The sequence below is a fragment of the Sphingobacterium shayense genome, from assembly GCF_013179575.1.
Taxonomy (GTDB): domain Bacteria; phylum Bacteroidota; class Bacteroidia; order Sphingobacteriales; family Sphingobacteriaceae; genus Sphingobacterium; species Sphingobacterium shayense.
In genome coordinates, this window is sequence record NZ_JABMCQ010000062.1 from 1 (window position 1) to 22414 (window position 22414).

The 22414-nt window shown below is 38.5% G+C and carries 14 protein-coding genes; all 14 read right to left on the reverse strand.

All coding sequences use genetic code 11. The features are described 5' to 3' along the window. Positions 1 to 47 precede the first annotated feature (47 nt). Positions 48 to 4406 carry a CusA/CzcA family heavy metal efflux RND transporter gene (locus HP439_RS09235; RefSeq protein ID WP_172390057.1) on the reverse strand — a complete coding sequence of 1453 codons (4359 nt, stop codon included), beginning with the start codon at positions 4404 to 4406 and terminating at the stop codon, positions 48 to 50. A gap of 129 nt (positions 4407 to 4535) precedes the next feature. Then, positions 4536 to 4865 carry a DUF6660 family protein gene (locus HP439_RS19655; protein ID WP_343043528.1) on the reverse strand — a complete coding sequence of 110 codons (330 nt, stop codon included), beginning with the start codon at positions 4863 to 4865 and terminating at the stop codon, positions 4536 to 4538. A 59-nt stretch (positions 4866 to 4924) separates the two neighbouring features. Continuing rightward, complete coding sequence (locus HP439_RS09240) at positions 4925 to 5332, reverse strand: Fur family transcriptional regulator (protein ID WP_172390058.1); 408 nt, start codon at positions 5330 to 5332, stop codon at positions 4925 to 4927. Positions 5333 to 5450: 118 nt separating this feature from the next. Further along, complete coding sequence (locus tag HP439_RS09245; RefSeq protein WP_246229316.1) at positions 5451 to 7766, reverse strand: multicopper oxidase family protein; 2316 nt, start codon at positions 7764 to 7766, stop codon at positions 5451 to 5453. Positions 7767 to 7804: 38 nt separating this feature from the next. Then, positions 7805 to 8665 (reverse strand): ATP cone domain-containing protein, encoded by an 861-nt coding sequence (locus HP439_RS09250; protein WP_172390059.1) that lies wholly within the window; start codon positions 8663 to 8665, stop codon positions 7805 to 7807. A 22-nt stretch (positions 8666 to 8687) separates the two neighbouring features. Beyond that, positions 8688 to 10793, reverse strand: coding sequence for a copper-translocating P-type ATPase (locus HP439_RS09255; RefSeq protein ID WP_172390060.1), 2106 nt, complete (start codon positions 10791 to 10793; stop codon positions 8688 to 8690). Between the two features lie 83 nt (positions 10794 to 10876). Then, on the reverse strand, positions 10877 to 11356 hold the full coding sequence (locus HP439_RS09260) for a heme-binding domain-containing protein (protein WP_246229317.1): 480 nt from the start codon (positions 11354 to 11356) through the stop codon (positions 10877 to 10879). 25 nt (positions 11357 to 11381) lie between these two features. Beyond that, on the reverse strand, positions 11382 to 12956 hold the full coding sequence (locus HP439_RS09265) for an efflux RND transporter periplasmic adaptor subunit (protein ID WP_172390061.1): 1575 nt from the start codon (positions 12954 to 12956) through the stop codon (positions 11382 to 11384). 24 nt (positions 12957 to 12980) lie between these two features. After that, positions 12981 to 14450 (reverse strand): TolC family protein, encoded by a 1470-nt coding sequence (locus tag HP439_RS09270; protein WP_172390062.1) that lies wholly within the window; start codon positions 14448 to 14450, stop codon positions 12981 to 12983. Further along, entirely contained in the window at positions 14437 to 18291 is a 3855-nt protein-coding gene (locus HP439_RS09275) for an efflux RND transporter permease subunit (protein WP_172390063.1), read from the reverse strand. Before HP439_RS09275 ends, HP439_RS09270 begins: the two co-directional genes overlap by 14 nt. 80 nt (positions 18292 to 18371) lie before the next feature. Beyond that, positions 18372 to 18959, reverse strand: a complete 588-nt coding sequence (locus tag HP439_RS09280) for a DUF3347 domain-containing protein (RefSeq protein WP_246229318.1) — start codon at positions 18957 to 18959, stop codon at positions 18372 to 18374. Positions 18960 to 18980: 21 nt separating this feature from the next. Beyond that, positions 18981 to 19385, reverse strand: a complete 405-nt coding sequence (locus tag HP439_RS09285) for a hypothetical protein (RefSeq protein WP_045754492.1) — start codon at positions 19383 to 19385, stop codon at positions 18981 to 18983. An 11-nt stretch (positions 19386 to 19396) separates the two neighbouring features. Continuing rightward, positions 19397 to 20269: a DUF3347 domain-containing protein gene (locus HP439_RS09290; protein WP_172390065.1), complete on the reverse strand. Its 873-nt coding sequence runs from the start codon at positions 20267 to 20269 to the stop codon at positions 19397 to 19399. Positions 20270 to 21563: 1294 nt separating this feature from the next. Then, positions 21564 to 22414, reverse strand: an 851-nt coding sequence (locus HP439_RS09295; RefSeq protein ID WP_216657810.1) for an ISAon1 family transposase, incomplete at its 5' end; no start/stop codon positions are given.

Sequence of the window (22414 nt, forward strand, 5' to 3'; positions counted from 1 at the left end):
TAAAACGCCAAAAAACAACTTATTTATATTACGTTTCATAGAATGTCTTATTTGCTAATTAGTGAATTGATAAGCGTTACAGTTTCATTGATCTGCTGTATGCTCTTTAGATAATTAAGTTGGATATCGGCTGTTGTCTGCAAAGCAAAAAGATATTCAACATATGATATTTCGCCAGTCCCATACCCGAGCTTTGCCGCTTGGATTATTTCATTAGCGTTTGGAAGAGCCTGCCGCTTGAAATAGTTAAACTGTGTTAAATACTGCTCATATTGATTTATAGCATTTGTCAATTCTGTTTTTAACTGTTGTTCCTGCCATTTTGCATTCAATTCCAATGATTGTTTTTGATAATCAAGAGAACGTATTTTCGCTTTGGTAGCTCCAAAAGTTAATGGGATAGAGATACCTACATCAAAAAAACTAAACCTTTGGTCTCTTCCGTAAAACTGCTCTACGCCATTCCTACTGTGTATCCCTATTAACGAGACATTATTATATCCTATGGTAAAATCTGGCAGTCCATTTGCTCGTTCTACTTTTTTACTTTGTTCAGCAATTTTGGCATCCTGATATAACATTTGAATGCGAGGATGATTTTTAATGGCAGAACTGTCAATAAAAGAACTCAAAAGCAACGGGTCATATTCCGGTTTAGTTTCAATAACAAAATCATCCTTTATCTGCATTAAGGTTTTAAGATATTTATAAGCATTTTGTCTAAAAATCTCATTTTGTTGGAATAACAAGTTTATTTCGCCTTTCTTGGTAACTGCCGTATTTACATCAAGTTTGCCTATATCTCCGGTTTTATATCGTAATTCTGCAACTCTGATAAAATCTGCATAAATACTATCTAAGTAATTCAAGACCGAAGCATTATGCTCTAAATATTCCAACTGATAATAATAGTTTCTAACCTGTCTTTTCAGTTCGTTTTCTGTCAATACTTTTATCCACTGCTGGCCTTTAACCTGCTCTTTGACCAAATTTTTCTTTGCACCGAAGAGTGTAGGAAATGGTATGTTCTGGGAAATCTGAATACCATCATTATATTCAAAGCCATCATTATTTCCGTACTGAAAGTTTAAAGCTGTTTTGGGTAATTCAAAAGCTGTCTTGCTTAGGCTTTGAACTGATTTAATTTCCAGATTTTTTGCCTGTATTTCAGGGTTATTCTGTAAAGCAATTTCAATAGCCTGATTTACATCTATGATTTGCGCATTACTGTTTTGAGAAAAACCTAAGAAAACCAACAGTAATAGTACCGGAGTTACAGTTTTAAATTTGCTATTTCTCGGTGGTTTATTGCTTTTCATAAATAGAAGGTATAATAGTGGTAGTACAAAGAGGGTTAATGCCGTTGCTGTAATTAATCCGCCAATAACCACGGTTGCCAAAGGTTTCTGAACTTCTGCCCCTGCGCTGGTACTCAATGCCATAGGTAAAAATCCCAAACTGGCTACTGCTGCTGTCATCAATACAGGTCTTAACCTTGTTTTAGTTCCTTCAATAATTCTCGGTATAATCTCATTCCAACCCTCTTTTTCTAATCTGTTAAAGGTTGAAATCAGAACTATTCCATTTAAAACAGCTACGCCAAATAATGCAATAAATCCAACGCCTGCTGATATACTGAAAGGCATATCCCGTATTAACAGCGCAAACACACCGCCAATGGCACTCATCGGAATAGCCGTAAATACTAAAATGGCTTCTTTCAAAGAATGGAAGGTGAAATACAATAGTGTGAAAATTAAAAGTAATGCGATTGGAACAGCAATCAATAATCTGTCGGTCGCTTTTTGAAGATTTTCAAACTGACCACCATAGGTAAAATAATAACCTGTCGGTAGCTTAACCTGTTTAGCCAATTTTTCTTGAATTTCATTGACTATACTTGCTACATCTCTTCCCTTAACGTTGAAGCCTACATATATTCTGCGTTTACCTCCTTCACGGCTGATTTGTGCAGGACCCAATTTATAGTCAATCTCGGCAATCTGCGATAGCGGTATCTGGTCTCCATTTGGTATTGGAATAAATAGATTAGCCACATCTTCGATAGAAGCTCTATGGGCTTCATCCAGTCGTACAACCAAGTCAAACTTGCGCTCATTTTCATAAACCACTCCGGCAGCTTTACCTGCGAACGCTGTGCTGACAATATCATTTACTTGCTCTACATTCAATCCATAATTAGCAATCCGTGTACGGTCATACTCAATATTGATTTGCGGAAGACCAGCTACCCGTTCTACTTGTGGGGCTGTTACTCCTTCCACTGATTGTATGATATTATTAACCTTATTCGCATAAAACTCTAGAGAGTCCAAGTCTTCTCCAAATATTTTCACAGCTACATCCTGCCTGATACCTGTCATCAGTTCATTGAAACGCATCTGTATCGGCTGATTGGCTTCAAAGAATACACCGGGAATACTTTCCAGTTTCTCCATCATTTCGTTTGAAAGCTCGTCATACGATTTTTTAGTTTTCCACTCTTTTTGAGGTTTAAGGATAATCATTAAGTCGGTAGCTTCTGGCGGCATAGGGTCTGTTGGCACTTCGGCTGCACCGGTTTTACCGACTACCATTTTTACTTCATCAAATTCCTTAATAATTTTTGATGCCTGCATCGAAGTTTCAAGACTTTGGCTCAATGAAGTCCCTTGCGGTAAGATACAGTGAAAAGCAAAATCGCCTTCTCCTAATTTTGGTAAAAACTCTCCACCCATATTTGAAAAGATTAAAATGCTGATTGTGAAAATTCCTGCCGAAATGGTAATAACGACATATTTTATCCTTATCGCTTTCTCCAATAAAGGTTGATATATACCTTGGAGATAGCTCATCATTTTATCAGAAAAATTCTTCTTGGTGATTGGTTTTTTGGATAAACACAATGCACTCATCATCGGGATATAGGTAAATGACAGGATTAATGCGCCCAAAATAGCAAAACTTACCGTTTGAGCCATTGGTGTAAACATTTTTCCTTCTATACCAACCAAAGTTAATATAGGAATATAGACAATGAGGATAATAATTTCTCCAAAAGCAGCACTTGTACGGATTTTTCTTGCCGATTCATAAACTTCCTCATCCATTTCATTTTGAGTAAGCTTCAACTTCGATTTCCGTAAGCCTAAGTGGTGTAAGGTCGCCTCAACTACAATCAAAGAACCATCTACTATTAATCCAAAATCAATAGCTCCCAAACTCATTAAATTAGCGCTCACGCCAAACATCCTCATCATACCCAATGCAAAAAGCATTGATAATGGTATAGCTGATGCGACTATCAAACCTGCTCGAAAATTCCCTAAAAAGATAATTAATACAAAAATTACAATCAACGCACCTTCAATGAGGTTTTTTTGAATCGTACTAATTGCCCTATCAACCAAATCCATTCTATCTAAGTAGGGTTCTATTATTATATCATCAGGTAAAGATTGTTGGATGACCGGTATTTTTTCTTTGATGTTTTTTACAACCTCAGAAGTGTTTTCTCCTTTGAGCATCATAACAATACCACCTACGGCATCTACCTCCCCATTATAGGTCATAGCACCATATCGGGTAGCGTGACCAAATTGCACTTTAGCTACATCTTTGATAAATACGGGAATACCGTTCGGGGTTTTTACAACAATATTTCCTACATCTTCAAGCGAAGTGACCAAACCTACTCCCCGAATAAAGTAAGCATTCGGTTTTTTATCGATATAAGCACCTCCGGTATTTTGATTATTGGATTCCAATGCCGTGAAAATGTCAGAGATACTGACATCCATTGCTTTAATCCTGTCTGGGGCAATAGAAACCTCATATTGTTTAAGCAAACCACCAAAACTATTGACTTCGGCAATTCCTGGTGTTCCATAAAGTTGGCGGGCAACAATCCAATCCTGCATTGTCCGTAAATCCATTGCGGAATATTTATCCTCACTGCCTTCTTTTGGATGAAGAATGTATTGGTACACTTCTCCAAGACCTGTACTGACTGGTGACAGTTCAGGAGTTCCAACTCCTTCTGGTATTTGCTCTTCAGCCTCTTTTAGTTTTTCGTTGACTAACTGTCTGGCAAAATAGATATCTACTTCGTCCTTAAAGACAACCGTTACAACGGAAAGTCCGAATCTTGAAATACTTCTTATTTCTTCTACATTAGGAAGATTGACGATGCTTTGCTCAACGGGAAAAGTAACTAATTGTTCTACTTCCTGTCCGGCTAATGTAGGAGATAGGGTGATAATCTGAACCTGATTATTCGTTATATCAGGTTGGGCATCAATGGGGATTTTGGTGGCACTCCATACCCCCCAAATGATAAGTAATAAGGTCATCAATCCAATAATGAACTTATTCTTTATGGAGAATTTTATAATATTATCTAACACGGTTTGTGATGATTAATGATGAATTAATAATGATGAAATCGCATGATTATGCATTTAGGCAAAATAAATAGCCCTTAAATTATTCAGTTTAATGCTTTCACATCAAACTATAATCACTAAAACATTAAATTATGCATTAATCTGTGGCGGTTGCCAAATTTTACCGAAGTACCGAGGTATAAATTGAGAAATGTATTGTGGATTAGGTTTAGATAGTTCGAATGTTTTGATTTCGGAAAAACTGATCTTCCAATAGAATACTACCCCCGAAACCGTTCCACAACAATTACACAAACAAAACGGACTACAGAAATCCTTTGTTTCTGAATTGTCATGGTTGTGTTGTGATTCTTCTGAATAGTCGTTATGTTGAAATGTTTCTTTTTCAAACGTATCAGCACACGGCATTAAAAACACCGCCATCATATAAATTGCTAATATGGAAAAAAACACTTTCATTATGATGACAAATATAGAAAAATAAACTTTGCAATCCGATTGCAAAGTTTCAAACTATTTTAATTGCATTTGTCGCACCGTCCTTTGAGCACCAAATTGATGCCTTCTAATTTAAAATTTTGAGGGATGTTGATGTTTGGAATTTCTGCATCTGTAAGGCAAAAAGTTCGCTTGCATTGTGAACAACGGAAATGTGTATGCTGTTCTGAAAGATTGCAACTGCACCCAGATTGGCAAAGTGCATATTTTACAATTCCTGTTCCGTCATCAATAGTATGGATAAGTTTGTGCTCCACAAAAGTTTTAAGCGTTCTAAATAGCGTAACATTATCTGCATTTTCAAACTGCTCTATTAACTCTTTATGACTAATCGCATATTGTTGTTTCAGTAATTTTTCAACCACCAACAAACGCATTGCTGTAGCTTTAATATTTCTTTGCAGTAATACATCTTCTTCGTTTTTCATAATGATTAATTTCTATTATCATTAACTCTAAATTGAGAGCTATGTTAAAATGGGTGTTCAAAGTAAGGGTTTTGCTATTTAAGCTAAAAATAATTCGTTTTTAGATATACACTGTTTACTAATAATTCAGCGCAAGCCCCACTCCAAATCCCATATCACTATCATAATGTGTACGGATACCCATATTTTTATTAATTATATATTTCAAATCTGCCATATATTCCATATCGGTATTAAACATAAAACCACCTCTTAATCTTTTTGAAATCGGAATGTCTTCACGCATTAATGACAGGCGTACAATACCATCGTGATAGACTTCTGCCTGAAAGTTTACCAACATTGGCAAAGTATACATAAAACCTAAACTGATGGCTCTGCGTGTGTCTTTTTCATTTTTCTGTCCGAATAAATTGGTTTCGTGTTCATCTATACCCATTTTACGGTAACGCCAGTCAAAACCTATAAATGGCATAAACCATTGCATTTTTCCGATGTATCTTCCTAAATGTGTTTCTACTTCATAACCGTGCATATCATTGTAGCCTAAACGCCATTCTGTACCTAAACTCCACCGTGCATTTTGAAGCATCGCTTCTCCATCGTTACCATTGGTTGCAAAATCATTTTGTACCATAAAGTGCGGCATATTACTTTCTCTCTGCAACTTTTTATAGGCTTGCTTTTTGTTGGGTAAATAAGGATTTTCGTAATCATCAACAGCAAAAACCCTGTTCATACCAGACATCATGTGATATAAGATATGACAGTGGAAAAACCAATCTCCCTCTACATTTGCTAAAAACTCTATGGTATCCGTTTCCATTGGCATGATATCCAACACATTTTTAAGTGGTGATTTTTCTCCTTTACCATTGATGACCCTGAAATCAAAACCATGTAAATGCATGGGGTGACGCATCATTGAATTGTTATGAATCGTAATTCTAAGAATTTCTCCTTTTTTTACTGGGATTTTATCAACTTCTGAAAGAATTTTATTATCCATGCTCCATACATAACGGTTCATATTTCCCGTTAGGGTAAATTTTAATTCTTTGATCGGTGCATCCTTGGGAAGTTCAGTATTATATGGTGATTCCAACATTGCATAATTCAACGTTTTGATTTCTCCTAAGGCATTTGCATCGTAACGATTGGCATTATTCTCCATGTTATGTTGGCTATGATCTTCTTTAGCCTCCCCAGTAATTTCAGGGTACATGACCACATTCATATCCATTTTGTTCAGACTCATCTTCATCCCCATATCATCTAGATCACCGTTCATCTTCATCATATCGTTCATCATCTTCATCCCTTCAAAATATTTCAATTTTGGCAGTGGCGAAATGAGTTGTTTGATACCATTACCTACGTAGTAACTTGCCGATTGCGTTCTATCTTCCGTAGTGGCTAAAAATTCATAAGCAACACCATCTTCTGGAATGGTGACTACAATATCGTAAGTTTCAGACACAGCTATAATTAATCGATCTACTTCAACAGGTTCAACATCATTTCCGTCATTTGCTACAACTGTTATTTTACCCCCAGCATATCGTAACCAAAAATAGGATGATGCTCCGCCATTTGAAACTCGCAACCGCACTTTATCGCCTGCTTTTAGTGCTCGTCCATCAACTGTTTTCAAATCTGTGGAATGATTTCCGTTAATTAATATTTTATCATAATACACATCACTAACGTCCATCGCCAACATACGTTTCCATTCGTTGGTCAGTTTTGTTTTAAAATGTCCCTCTTTAATTGCTTCCGCATAAGATTGTGTTGCATTTTTTTTAATAGCCGCCCAATCATTGGCATTATGCAACATCCGATTGATGTTATTAGGATTAAGGTTGGTCCATTCGCTTAAAATGATGGGAACAGTAGGCAAATCATCGATTCCTTTTCTAAAGGTTTTATCATCGTCTTTTTTCTTCAAAATGAGACTGCCATACATTCCAATCTGTTCTTGTAAACCAGAATGAGAATGATACCAATGAGTTCCATGCTGGATAATCGGAAAACGATAGGTATATGTAGCACCTGCCTCGATTGGCTTTTGTGTAAGCCAAGGCACTCCGTCTTCTTTGTTAGGCAGGAATATTCCGTGCCAGTGTAACGAGGTGCTTTCCTTTAATTGGTTATGAACCACAATTTCAGCCGTATCTCCTTCTGTAAAGGTGAGTGTAGGCATTGGTATTTGCCCATTAACAGCAATCGCTCTTTTTTCTTTGCCCGCATAGTTTACCAATGTGTCTTTTACATAAAGATCATACTTTACGACTTTCCCTCCCTTGATATCTTTTTTGGGAAGAACAGGAATAACCTTTTGATCTTTATCCTCTGGTAAATGCCCTGTTTGAGCATGAATACCTAGATGCATCAACATGAATGCTGATAGCAATGTGTATATTTTAATTTTCATTTGAATGTTTTTTATTAATACTTAACAAACCCTTTGACTTAATCTGTGTTATATTTATTTTTTCTGCATAAATTAGTAGACTCCTTCATAATATCGGGTATTCTACTTTCGTCAATACCCAGACTCTTTAATATATCGGCATTCAGGCTTCTACAAAGAACAACACCCATGTCCAGAAGCTTTTGTTTCTCTTTTTTTAACAACGACACTATGGCTGTAATCGGATGCAATCCCAATTTGTCAATTCTGTCTCTCAAACCATTATTAAGTGGAAAATCCCAAGACATCATCTTTAAATTAGAACAGGTACCATAGGTAATAGCATCTGTAGAAAATCTAGTGTTGGTCACGAGCCATCCAAAAAAAATCTTTGACGAATCGGTACTTTCCTCTTTCCAAATATTTTCTATATCCCAAAATCTCGCACGAACATATAACGAGTGCTGTATACTACAATATATCTTGTTTGTCGAGTGAAACTTACATTCCATCATATTCAGTTCCGATATATTTTCTGCAATTACATCCACCTCATGCTCCACACATTGGCCTGATACGGAAACTCCTGTTTTTACGGAATACCCTTCTGCAATAAAAAGCGAACCGACATATTTTTCAAAGGGAAACCCCGAAGGACCTAATGCAAAGATTGCATTCTTAAGGTTATATCTCCCTGCGATGGATTTATCCATCCTCTTTAGGTTCTCAAATACAGATTTGTATATTTTTTTTGTCGGAATACCTTCATAAAGAATTTTATACGTTTGCTGTAAGATCAAGGAGATAGCCTGTTCTTCAGCTCCCACTTTGCGTAGAACCCTTATGATCTTATTCGGATCAAAAGACACGATACGTCCATCACTTTTGGTTACCATTATTTGCGATACGGTATTTCCCATTTCGAGGTATAATTTTAATATTCTATTTCCTATTCAGTTTTAGCAAGGTTGCATTAAATGCTACAACGATGGTACTGGCGCTCATTAAAACAGCTCCCATAGCTGGACTTAGCATAAAATTCGGATACAATATTCCTGCTGCCAATGGAATAGCAATTATATTGTAACCAACAGCCCATATGAGGTTTTGTATCATTTTTCGATAGGTACGTTTTCCAAAATCTATCATTTTGACAACGTCTCTAGGGTCACTGTTTACTAGAATGATATCAGCTGTTTCCGCAGCTACATCTGTTCCTGATCCCACAGCGATTCCGACATTAGCCTGTGCCAATGCAGGTGCATCATTGACCCCGTCACCAGTCATAGCAACAATTTCACCTTTCGCTTGAAATTCTTTTACTTTTTCCTGTTTGTTATGTGGCAGGACATTCGCTAAAAATCCATCCATTCCTAATTTATTGGAAACCGATGCCGCAATTTTTTCATTATCACCAGTTAAAAGGAATGATTTTATTCCCATTTCTTTAAGTTGACGTATGGCATCTTGGGATCCTTCTCTTATACGATCTGCAAGGGTAATGATACCGATTACCTTACCTTCAATGAATACATAGTTTATAGTTTCTGTGTCCTGATCAATTTCCGAAGGGATCGTTGGTTTCTCAATTTTGTTTTCCGTAAAATAATTTGGCCCAGCGGCTACAACTTCTTTTCCATTTACCGTGCCTTTAACACCTATTCCCTGCATGTATTGGAAATGATCAGATTTCCATAATTGAAGCCCTTTTTCCTTAAGAAGTTTTATCATCCCCTTTGCAATGTGGTGCTCGGAGTTTTGCTGCACAGCGGCGGCATACTGGATGATCTCATCTTCGGTAAAACTGTCTAAAGCAATAACTCTTTGTACGGCATGAGAACCCTCGGTCAATGTCCCCGTTTTATCGAAAATAATGGTTGTTAAATTCCGAGTAATTTCAAATGCTGTCCGATTACGAATAAGCAGTCCATTGGTTGCTGATAGCGTAGTCGAAATAGCAACTACCAAAGGAATCGCAACCCCCAAGGCATGAGGACATGCTGTGACCATTACCGTTACCATTCTTTCTAATGCGAATGCCATATCTCCACTTGAATTATACCAATAAACAAATGTTCCTACACCGACTCCAATTGCAATGAAAGTAAGCCATTTGGCAACTTTATCTGCCAGGTTTTGTGTATTCGACTTTGCACTTTGCGCATCTTGCACAAGATTGATTACCTTGTTTAGATAAGTGTCTTTTCCGACTCCTGTCGCTTTTATTTTTAGCGCTCCATCCCCATTTATGGCTCCAGCTATAACCGTTGACCTGGCTTCCTTTTTTACTGGAACGCTTTCCCCCGTAAGCATACTTTCGTTTACATAGGAAAGCCCGTCAATGACGTCTCCATCTGCTGGTACTTTCTCTCCCGGTTTGATAATGACAATATCGTTGTTAACCAATTCTTCCAACTTTATCTTGAAAGCTTCACCGTCTCGTTCTACTGTTACTTCATTTGGTAAGAGCGCCACCAATGTCTGAAGGGCCCTGGACGCAGCCATTTGCGAACGCATTTCCAGCCAGTGGCCCAGCAACATAATGACAATCAGCGTTGCCAGTTCCCAATAGAAATCCATTCCCTGAAGACCAAATACCACTGCCGTAGAATAAAAATAGGCCACTGAAATAGCGATTGCTACTAGGGTCATCATCCCAATGGCTTTCGCCCTTATTTCACCAACCATCCCTTTTAAGAATGGCATCCCTCCATACAGATAAATTAAAGTCCCAAGGGCAAACAACACGTATTTATCACCTGTAAAATTCAAATCGAATCCAAACCATTCCTGGATCATGTGCGAAAGCGCAAGAATAGGTATGGTAATAATTAAACTAACCCAAAATCTTTTCAGGAAATCATGTGTATGATGACCTTCATGTTTATCATGTTGGTCTGCTGAACCCTTACGTTCCTCATGTTCATGATGGCTGTGATTGTGACCACTAGTTTTTCCAAAAGGAACTAAAGCCATTCCGCATAATGGGCATTTCCCCGGCTCATCTTTAAGTATCTGGGGGTGCATTGGGCATGTGTATTTTTTCATAATAATAGTTTTAAGAATATTTAATTTGCGGTGCTTTCAACAAGCAAGTCGAAGGTTCCACCTGTTCAACTAATACGCTAAATTTACTCATTATCCGTTAACGAATTAAAGTAATCAACCAACAGTCTCTTATCTTCCATGCTCAAACGAGCACCCTCATGCATCCATAAATAGGAGTTTAGTGGCATTTTGTCTTGTTCAATTTGCTTGGTAATTTGCGTAAATTTTGAATTTAGTCTCCGGGAACCATAAGAAGGTAATTCATCAAAGTTCAACTTTTCCTTTCCATCTTTTATATGCTTATCCATGAACCAAGCCATGGGCTGAATCTCACTGTACCAAGGATAATCCGTGTTGTTGCTGTGACAATCATAACAAGAAACAGCCAAAATAGCATTAACCTGTTCACTAACTTTAAAAGTATCAACAAAAGCTTTTCCCGCTGGAATGGCTGCTGTATTCTTTTGAGGTCTTACTAGCTGAATTAATAATAAAACAGCTAGCAAAACCATTAAGATTAGTTTTGATTTAGAAATTGCATTTTTTTTTCTCATACCTTCCATAACGAACTAATTAGATTACTAATGCTTAACGAGCATACAAACAACAACTCGGTAAACCATCATAAGTCTCTTTAGAAGCCTTGTCCAATTCGGTGTCATGACCGACATTGGCAATGGCTTTGCTTATGGCACCCTTAGAGGTGACTTTTGAATTGAAATCCAAATGGATGATTTTGGCTTTTACGTCCCAATTTGCTGAAATCACTCCTTTAACACCTTTCGCTGCTTTTTCGATTCGGCTTTTGCACATCTCACAATTTCCGGAGACTTTTAACATGTCATGTGTTTTAACAACGCTACTTTCGATATCATCATGTTCGGTTTGTATCGGTGACTGGTCATTGTTCATCATACTGACTTTACCTTCAAGTTGTGCACTTGCATCTACCGTGAAAGCCCCCTTTGTGACAATTTCTTCACCATTTTCCAATCCCGATAAAACAGCGTATTGGTCACCTAATGAAGGCCCCAAAATAATCTCCCGAAGTTTAAAGGCTGGCGTTGATGTATTTGGTTGTTTGACGTATACGATCGAACGCTTTCCTGTCCATAGAACTGCTGACTTAGGAATGACTATCTCTTTACCCTTTCCTTTCAAAGGAGCTGAAATACGTCCTGTAGCATACATCTCTGGTTTTAGATTACGGTCTATATTATCGGCTTCAACCCTAACCTTTGCAGTTCTCGAGCTAGCATCAATGATTGGATTAATAAAGGCTATCCGCCCTTTATATACTTTTCCGGGCACACTCTGTAAAGTATATTCCAATTGATCCCCAACTTTCAAAAAAGGTAAGTCGGTTTCATAAGCATCAAAAATTGCCCATAATCTTGAAAGGTTGGAAATGGTGTATAACACACTTCCCTGGCTGATATAATCGCCTTGGTTCACATTTTTCGCTATGACCACGCCACCTGTATTTGCGTGGATGTTTACATACGGTGAAACGCTGTTGGATTGTAGAATTTTATCTATCTGCTCTTCTGACACTTTCCATAAACGCAGCTTTTCTTTAGCTGCATCAAGTAATAAGGGTTGCATATCTTGCAATTTTGCTGCTTCCAGCAGTTCCTGTTGTGCTGTCAATAAATCAGGGGAATAAATCCTGGCTATCAATTGACCTTCCTTAACCGACTCACCGGTAAAGGTTACATATAGATTCTCAATACGGCCATTGACGTGGGAAGTCTGGGATTGCTGTAAGCGTTCATCCACTTGAATGGTGCCGTACAATTGTACATCCTTGACAGCGTCCTGATGCCCAACCATGGAAGTTTGGATATTTGCCAATGCGATAGCCTCTTTTGACATCTGAATCGCATCATCGTCAACGACATCATCTCCTCCTCCAGATGTTTTCAAGGGGATCAAGTCCATCGCACATAGCGGACATTTACCCGGTTTATCCATCTTGATCTGTGGGTGCATAGAGCATGTCCATACGGTAGCTCCGTCCTCAGTTACCTCCATTTCAAGATCATGACCATGATCATGGGACTCATTGCCCCCAAATATTGCCCAGCCGAGTAGTAATCCAGCCAGCAGAATAGCTCCGTAAGTTACTACCTTATTTCTAAGTATATTTTTCAGTTTATTCATTACTAATAATTTTGAATAGTTTCGTTATTTATTGTCTGCTAATAATTTCTTAATTGACACAACCATCGTGTTATAATTCGCAATAGCTTCTGCTTTTTTAAGTTGATAGTCCAACAATTGTCGCTGTACCTGAATGACATTTGTTAGATCACTTTTGCCAGTTATAAACTCTTTTACAATTAAGTTATAAGTCGTTTGGGCAAGAGTTGTCTGCTTGTCATATAATTTCACCACCCGTTCTGCATCATCCAATTGGCTTTTGAAGCTATAATACTCGCTTTTTAGGATGTTGAAGGTGTTTTTAAAGTTTTCTTCACTTGATTTTCGCCATAGTTCGCTTTCCTTTTGTTGAGCGTTGTACTTTTTACGGAAGAGTGGCAAGCTCACGGAAACCATGGGCATAATCATATCTTTTCCATTCATACCTTCCATTGCAAGCATCATGTTATTGGTTTTCCCAACAACCATATATTCAACACCGATACCAATCATGGGATAACTCATTTTTCTATCCATCTCAGCTTTAGCTTTGAAAGCCAAACCTTCTTCCGAAATCATTCCAAGCATAGGGTTGTTTTGCTCAATAATGGCCAACGCTTCTTGTTCGCTGTATAAGAAGCCTACTTTTTGAATCTCCTTACCCAACACAACTTCTTCAGTGGCCTCTCTATTTAACAATGCGTTGAATTTTGCTTTTTCAGTTTTGATTTGAGAATAAAGGCTTTCAATATTGTTTTCAATTTCAGCAATCTCCAATTGAATCCGGAGTACTTCCGACATACCTGAGCCTGAACCACCCGTCATTCCACCCATTCCAGCCCCGGACGACATATTCATGCTGGGGTTAGTAGCCGAAGCACTTGTGGAACTGCTTCCCATATTCATTCCACCCATACTTGATGAGGTGGTGGATGTAGAAGGTGAGGAAGCAGCCTTACTGGTAACGGTCGGAGTTGCATTTGGCTGGGCGGTGTTAGATGGCGCAGAAAACTTCCTTAAAACCAATTGTTCCAATTGATCTAAGATTTTTTTATTTTCTTCATTATTGTGTAGCTGCTCGTTCAGTTTTTGCATTGTATACCATTGAATACTGACTTGCAGAATCAAGTTATTCACTGCTTCCCGATATTGCTGATCTTGCATATTGGCCATGTGCGTTGCTTCTGTCCGGGCTGCTTTTCTTGTACCAAACCAAGGAAACATCTGCATCAAACTGACATTCCCAATGGAGCGGCCACCAACAATGTCCATGGGCATGGTGTATGCTTCCAAAGATAGTTCCGGATCCTGAAAAGCTCCCGCTTGCGGGATCTTTTCAAGGAAGGCCTCATGTGCTAAGCTTTGCGATTTTACGCCCGGGTTATTTTCTATCGCGACCTTTATGTAGTGTGATAGTGAATCTTTCGTTTGCTCCTGAGCGAAAGCATTCGAAAAGAAACCAAGTCCTACAAACAGGATCGTAACTATATATATATGTGTGTTATTCGTTTTCATCAGTTATTTGATTTTTATTTTTAGACCTGTTTTCCTTTCTAAGAGCCGATTCTCTCCACCAGCATTGGAATACCGGCACTACAAACATGGTCATAGATTGAATCAACATCCCTCCAAATGTTGGGATTGCCATCGGCACCATTATTTCCGCTCCTTTTCCCGTTGAGGTCAATACTGGCAATAGGGCTATCAAAGCCGTGGCGGTGGTCATCGCTGCGGGTCTCACGCGCTTTAATCCCGCATAGACAACAGCCTCCCTGATCTCTTCTTTTGTTCTTGGATTTCTTGCAACGAACGTATCGTGTATATAGGTTCCCATCAATACACCGTCACTTGTGGCCAATCCAAACAAGGCTATGAAGCCTACCCAGACGGCAATACTGAGATTAATGCTGTGCATCTGGAACAAGTCCCTCATATTCGTTCCTCCGACAGAGAAATCCATGAACCAAGGCTGTCCATATAACCATAATAAAATAAAACCTCCTGCAAGCGCTACAAACACGCCAGAGAAATGGATCAAAGAAGCGGTAACCGTTCGGAATTGGAAATAAAGGATTAGCAAAATAGCTAATAAACTCATCGGTATGATAAGCAGTAGGCGTTTTGCCGCACGTTCTTGTTGTTCATAATTACCCGCAAATACATACGTTACACCATCGGGTAAAGTCAATTCTCCAGATGCTATTTTTTCCTGTAAGAGATTATCCGCTTCACGCACAACCTCTACTTCAGCTTTTCCACTTATTTTGTCAAATATGACGTAGCCTATCAAAAAAGTATTTTCACTTTGAATCATTTGCGATCCCTTCGCGTATTCAATATCCACAACATCACCCAACGGTATTTGTATACCCGTAGCTGTAGGTATGATTATTTTTCGTAGGGCATCAGGATCATCTCTTAATTCACGGGGATATCGTAAACGAACTGGGAAACGCTCCCTGCCCTCAACTGTACTCGTCAATGACATACCGCCTATGGCTGCACTAATCACTTCTTGAAGGTCTGCTACGGTAATACCATACCTAGCCATTTTATCTCGGTTTAGGTGCAATTCAATATAAGGTGCGCCTACTGCACGGTCATAGAAGACAGTGGATGGCATGATTGATGGAATATCTTTCAAAGCAGTTTCCAAAGCTTTTCCTCCTGCTTCTATCGACTCAAGATCGGGACCAGACACCTTTAACCCCATAGGAGCCCTCATACCAGTGGATAGCATCACCATTCTAGCTTCTATGGGCTGTAGTTTTGGTGCAGAAGTCAAACCAGGTAAATGAGAAACATTAACTATTTCCTGCCAAATGTCATCTGCCGTTTTGATTTCAGGACGCCATTGTCGAAAAAACTTACCACTCTTGTCTGCTATTAGACTATCTCGTGGAATTTGCCTAAATCCCTGATCAAGATGATACGTATCTCCATTAATCAGTTCAAAGTGTCCATCTTTATTTGTTTTAAAACGCTCTCGATGCCCATTTTTATCTAAAATATATTCCGGCATATAATTGATCGTGTTTTCAAACATTTGGGTCGGTGCTGGGTCAAGAGCAGAGTTTACACGTCCCCATTTACCGACTGTGATTTCAACCTCTGGGATATTTTGAATACGTTTGTCCAAGGTTCGGATAAATTGCAGGTTTTGTTCAATGCCAGTATGTGGCATACTTGTCGGCATTAGCAAGAAAGAGCCTTCATTTAAACTTGGCATAAATTCCTCTCCAATTCCTGGGAACGTTTCGGTTGATTTCTGCCAGAAAGTAGTTTCCTTAAACGATTTCCATCCGATCGTCTCGAAACCTTTGGCTACAAACCCAAAGCTTCTTTCGGTTCCCATCCAAGCCAACAATCCGAATACCAGGGTTATGATAGGTATGGACATAAACTTCCATCGATGGGAAAGCGACCAGCGCAAAACCTGCTCGTAATAGATCACCAGTGCCCACAACATCCCTAGGATGGCTCCAATTGCCAAAAACACAAATACAAAGTTAAGCGTCGTACTGGCTTGCGTACCCAGCGGCAGCCATTCCACCGTCAGGTAATACATGGCCACAAAAAGCGTAATTGCTACATTGATATAGTTGGCAAATTTCTCTCCTTTCCAATTCGGTGTAAACAGATTATTTATTCCGATCAGGGTCAAAGCAAAGGCTATAAAAACGCCCGAGTATATCCAAAGTCCAATACCTGCTGCCACTAAGAAATAGTTGGCAAACTGGCGCAGCTTCTTACCGTTCAATCGAATCGAATAAACGTAGTAGGCCAGTGTTGGCAATACGATGATTCCTAAGAGAAAAGCTGAAGTTAGAGCAAAAGTTTTGGTATAGGCCAGCGGTTTAAATAGCTTTCCCTCTTGCGCCTCCATGGCAAAAACAGGCAAAAAACTGATGATCGTAGTGAGCATGGCTGTTGACAAGGCTCCCGACACCTCGGATACGGCTTTGGAAATTAAGTTTACAAAAGCTTTTCCGCGGCTTTCAACACTCCTGGCTCGTTCTTCATCCATATATCGCAGGATACTTTCTACAAAGACAATCCCGACATCTACCATGACACCAATAGCGATTGCGATTCCTGAAAGGGCCACGATATTCGCCTCTACACCCATTTGCCTCATGATAATGAATGTAGCCAATACTCCAATCGGTAGGATACTTGAAATCAATATGGATGCACGCAAATTAATGACAAGTACGATGACAACGATGATACATATTAAAATTTCGTGGGCCAGGGCATTCTCCAATGTCCCGATTGTTTCCTGAATTAGTCCTGAGCGGTCATAGAAAGGAACTACCGTTACTTTGGAAATTGTACCATCCGCCAATGTTTTTTGAGGAAGACCTGCTTCCATTTGTTTGATTTTTGCCTTAACATTATTTATTACCTCCATTGGATTTGCTCCATATCGAGCAACGACTACACCTCCAACAGCCTCGATACCTTCCTTATCCAGTCCTCCACGTCGTGTACTTGGCCCTAAGTTCACATACCCTACATCTTTGATTTTTACGGGCATGTTATTTCTTACGGTTATAACAGCATCTTCCAGGTCTTTAACACTTTTGATATAACCTAATCCGCGTACTAAGTATTCAGCTTTGTTTATTTCGATCGTTTCTGCACCAATATCAAGGTTGCTGTTTTGAATTGCAGACATAATATCCATTACGGACACATTATAAGCACGCATTGCGTCAGGCTTGATATCAACCTGATATTCTTTCACAAATCCACCAATGGAAGCCACTTCGGAAACCCCTTCTGATGCCGCTAAGTTATACTTGGCGTAGAAATCCTGAATTGTACGCAATTCATCAGGATCCCAGCCGCCAGTAGGTTCACCCGTTTCAGGGTTACGTGCTTCTAATGTATACCAATAAACCTGTCCTAATGCTGTAGCATCCGGCCCCAGTGAAGGTATAACTCCGGTTGGAAGTGTGCCCGCAGGTAATGAATTTAGTTTTTCTAATATTCGGGAACGGCTCCAATAAAATTCGACATCTTCCTCGAATATGATATAGAGGAATGACATGCCGAACATGGAGCTGCTTCGAATTGTTTTTACTCCAGGAATTCCCAGAAGGGATGTCGTTAGGGGATAAGTGATTTGTTCTTGGATATCTTTAGGAGATCTCCCCATCCATTCTGTTGCTACAATCTGCTGGTTGTCGCCGATGTCTGGAATAGCGTCTACCGGGACAGGATTGCTTGGCAAAAGGTTCTGATGCCAATTAAAGGGTGCTGTAATCAGTCCCAAGGTGACTACTACAATCAATAGTAGAATGGTAATTAATCTATTATTGAGAAAGTATTTAATGATATTATTAAGCATACATATACAGTTTTGACATATTAATTTTAGCATACAGATTATCACTGAATTGAAACCTGTATGCTAAAAAATCCTTGATCTTACATTAACTCTTCTTGAACTTCTCCACAGGTAAGCATCTCCGCTCCATAGTATGGGTTTTTGATTTCCTTGCTATCACTCAGCCAATAAGCTCCTTTGTTGTCATTATACATCGGGCAAAAGACTTTATATAAAGGCTTTTCGGTAGTAAATGTCTTTGCTATATCGTAGAAATCCTTGCTCAGTATCACTAAATGCTCACGTTGGTGAGCGATATTGCCAATATTGTCAACAATATGTTCTGCATGTTCTTTAATGTCCGAAGCAATATCTTTATAGGTTGCCTTGTCTTCGGCACTGAATCCATCTGATTTGATTTTTGAAAGGGCTTCTAGCATTCCTTTGGATGCATTAGCGGCTTCTTTATCATTATCTGACGACAATGCAAATGTGAGATGTTGGTAGTGAGAAAACAATTCAGAAAAATTGCCCTGTTCAGGGTTTTCTGTACTGTTATCTGAAGGTATTGTTTCAGTTACAGGAGCAGAAGTTTGCTCTGTACTTGCGGCTTTTTTCTCTGTATTTCCGTTACATGCTGTTAAAGCCAGTATTGAAGAGGCGATTAAGCCTAAAAATAAACGTTTCATTGTCATGATTTTTGTTAATTGTTAAAACTGTTTTATATAATTTGTAAATGTTGCTTTATTTTCAAAATAGGAAACCTCTCCATTATTACCCGTAATAGCTATCAGCGCAGCTGCTTTATCTACATGCTTTTTTGAAAAAGGGTCAATTGCGACACGAACCGATTCATCCTTAGGTATACGTTCTTTACACATTTGGCAACAACCATAATATGTCTTTCCTTCAAACTCTACTTCGAATTGCTTCTTACCCATGTATTCATTATTTACCATGCAAACCAAATCATTAGGCACGATATCCCCTTTGTTAAAAACATTTGGATTGCTATCCGTTACGTTTTGCTCTTTCTTTTTCGAGGTTTCATTGGAGTTTCCGCTACAAGAAGTTAGTGTAGCTAAAATCATCAAAGCGTATAAAATAATCTTCATATTGTGATTAGTTATTTGATAGTTTCAATAATATTTCCACATGTCAGCATCTTATTGCCGTAATATGGGTTTTTAACCGCTTCTTCCTTGCTTAACCAATTTGCACCTTTACCACTATTATACATTGGGCAATGCTGATAGTAAACAGGTGTTTCTTGCTTTGATACTTTGGTTAACTCATACATATATTTAGACAGCAATGCAAAGGCTTCCCTTTGTTTTGAAATATCTTTGGTTGCGGCAATATTTCCAGCATTGTCCGTTAAATCTTTCAATGCCTTCATCCAAACGGCATGTTCTTCGTTTGAAAGTTTTGTCATTTCTACCGCTTTAATTGCTTTTACCAGTTCAGCGGCCTTTGCAAATGAATTACCTGCATCGGTTTTCACCAACGCATCTTTTACAAAGTAATAATTATCGAAAACAGCTTTTAACTGTTGTCCCTCTTGAGCGGCAGTAACTTTTGTTTGGTTCATATCGTTATGGCCTTTATGCTCATTATGCATCAGCATATCCGCATCTTTAGCTTTTACAACTGGCTTAGCCACTCGATCATATTGGCAACATTCAGGCAATTTGGTATATACATCATCAGGAGCTAAGAAGTTGTCACTGTCGTACCCTGCTAAAGCAATACGTTTAAGTATTTCATCTTGATTCGTTTTATTAGCATCATAAGTAAACGTAGCCATTTTAGTATCTTCATTCCATTCTACGTTGGCTACTTTGTTCACGTTACCAGCTTTTTCGATATTGGCTTTACACATATCGCAATTGCCATATATTTTTACGGTTTCTGTTTTCGCATTTTTGATTTGCGCAAAACTGTTCATGGATGATAGTAATACGACGATTACCATCACTATTTTTGATAATGATTTCATTTTGAAAATTTTAGATAATTAAGATATAAGATGAGTGTCGAAAACTGTATTTAGTTCTCGACAAGACCTACCTGTGGCTATCAAGCCATAGTTTTAACCTATTTTAGGCGGTTGCCAAATGGAATAAACCCCTGAAGAATAATAGGGTTGTTTATAGAATGAGTATGATTTTTCGTTCTCAAAAAAGAAAGTGTTATGAGAATATTTAAGATTCTGAATGCAGTGTGTAGGAGAAGAATTGTGACAGGATTTTGCATCACAAGCTCCTGAACAACCGGAATCGCCCTCGCTATCTTTGCAACAGTTCTTTTTACAAGCCTGTTTACTTTGATGATCAGAAGAATGATCGCAACAAGACTTATCTTTTTTAACGATTTCGGTTTTATGAGATGAGCATGCCAAAGCCTCTCCTGGAATTAGAAAAAATCCCAGTAAGCATATACTTAAGAATATCTTTAGTAAGTTAGACATATACCTTGCTTATAATAAGCTTCATCGCTATGCAAATTTATACTATTTTTTTATAAGAATCCTTTTTTTTTATAAATATGTGCGTAAGGAACGATAATTATATTATCAAACCCTATAATACTTAGGTATTGATTTCTTTCTTACTTAGGATTCTAAAAAGGATGTATAACTAAAAATTCCGTATATTACTCTTCACGAACGATTATAATCAGAAGAGACTGCCTTTTTGAGACAGCCTCTTATCGCATTTCTTCAAACAAATGGAGAGGTGGGAATGAGGCATTTGTGCCTTGGGTTAAAAGTAACATTATAGAATAATATATTGCTGTTGTATCCAACACACAATTCCCATAACGCATTTTAAATTATCACTTCGCTTTCGCTACCTTATGAAAAGAATTCAATTATTACGTAACCAACTGACAGAAGCAGTACGATTTGTCCAATCCACTGAACCTGATTATCATCGACTAGACTAAATTTGCACTTTGTGTATTCAATTTTAAACAGCATATTTGAATAAACAAAATTGCATAAAAATGAATTAACAAGAACTCTACGGAAATACAATATTAAACAAAAAAAAGTCCCACCAAAAGTCCCACCAATTAATCGATAAAATAAGGTATATCAAGTGCAAAAAGAAACCCAAAACACGGAATTTCAGCAAAAAATCGAAGTAATAAACGGCTGTGCGAATTCGATTCCCGCCCTAGGTACAAACAAAAAACCCCTTCTATATCTGATAGACGGGGTTTTTTATTATTGAGTTAACTCCCTCAAAAATTTAAGGATCATACCGAAAAGTTGGGGGGCTAGATTTTTAACCATATAATTTCATCACCCGATATAGGAAGAAAGTAGTGTCTCTAACACCTCGGAACACACTTCTAAAGGCTTTCAGTTTTGCATTGAAGGATTCGGCTGAAGCATTCGTACTACGATTATCGAAATAATGTAGGATTTCCGGATGGTGTGCTGCAATGGATCTTGCCACACTTTCAAAAGATAATATTCCGGAGTTCTCAACCAGGTTATGCCATAAGCCTAGTTTTGTAAATGCCAGAGTCTTATCCTTGCATTTATTAAAGATATCTCCCAATGCTATACCGATGTCATAAGCCTTTTTTAGTTTAGGGAATCGTAGAAACAAGAGCTCCGCTCGGTGTTTTTGACTTTCTGTCCATCTGCTAGGATGTTTAAACAAGAGGTGTCTTGATCTGGCCAAAAGTTGTTTGATGGAGTCTCCGTTTGACAACAGCTCGGGTTCATAAGGATTGCCCTGCTTTCTGGCCTCAGCGATTGCCCTACTTTCCTCATCCAATACTTCCCAACGATATTTGATTCGCAGCTCCTGCACGGCATCATAGGCTAATTTCTGGACATGAAATCTATCTATTACACGTCTGGAGTTTCGAAAGCATCTACGGATGGCTTTTGCCATATTTGGGGCCATGTCCATCGTAACTTCACGAACTTTATTTCTGGAGCGTGAGGGAATTCGTTCCAAGACACGAATAATGTCTTCTGCTTTTGTCCCTTTTATGGTAGCTAAGATCGTCCCCTTCCTACCTTTAGCAGATTTACTGCTTACGATGGTGTATAAGTCTCCATTGCTAAAGCTCGTCTCGTCAATACTAAGGTGTTCCGATATATTTTGGGGGAAGAGCGTCC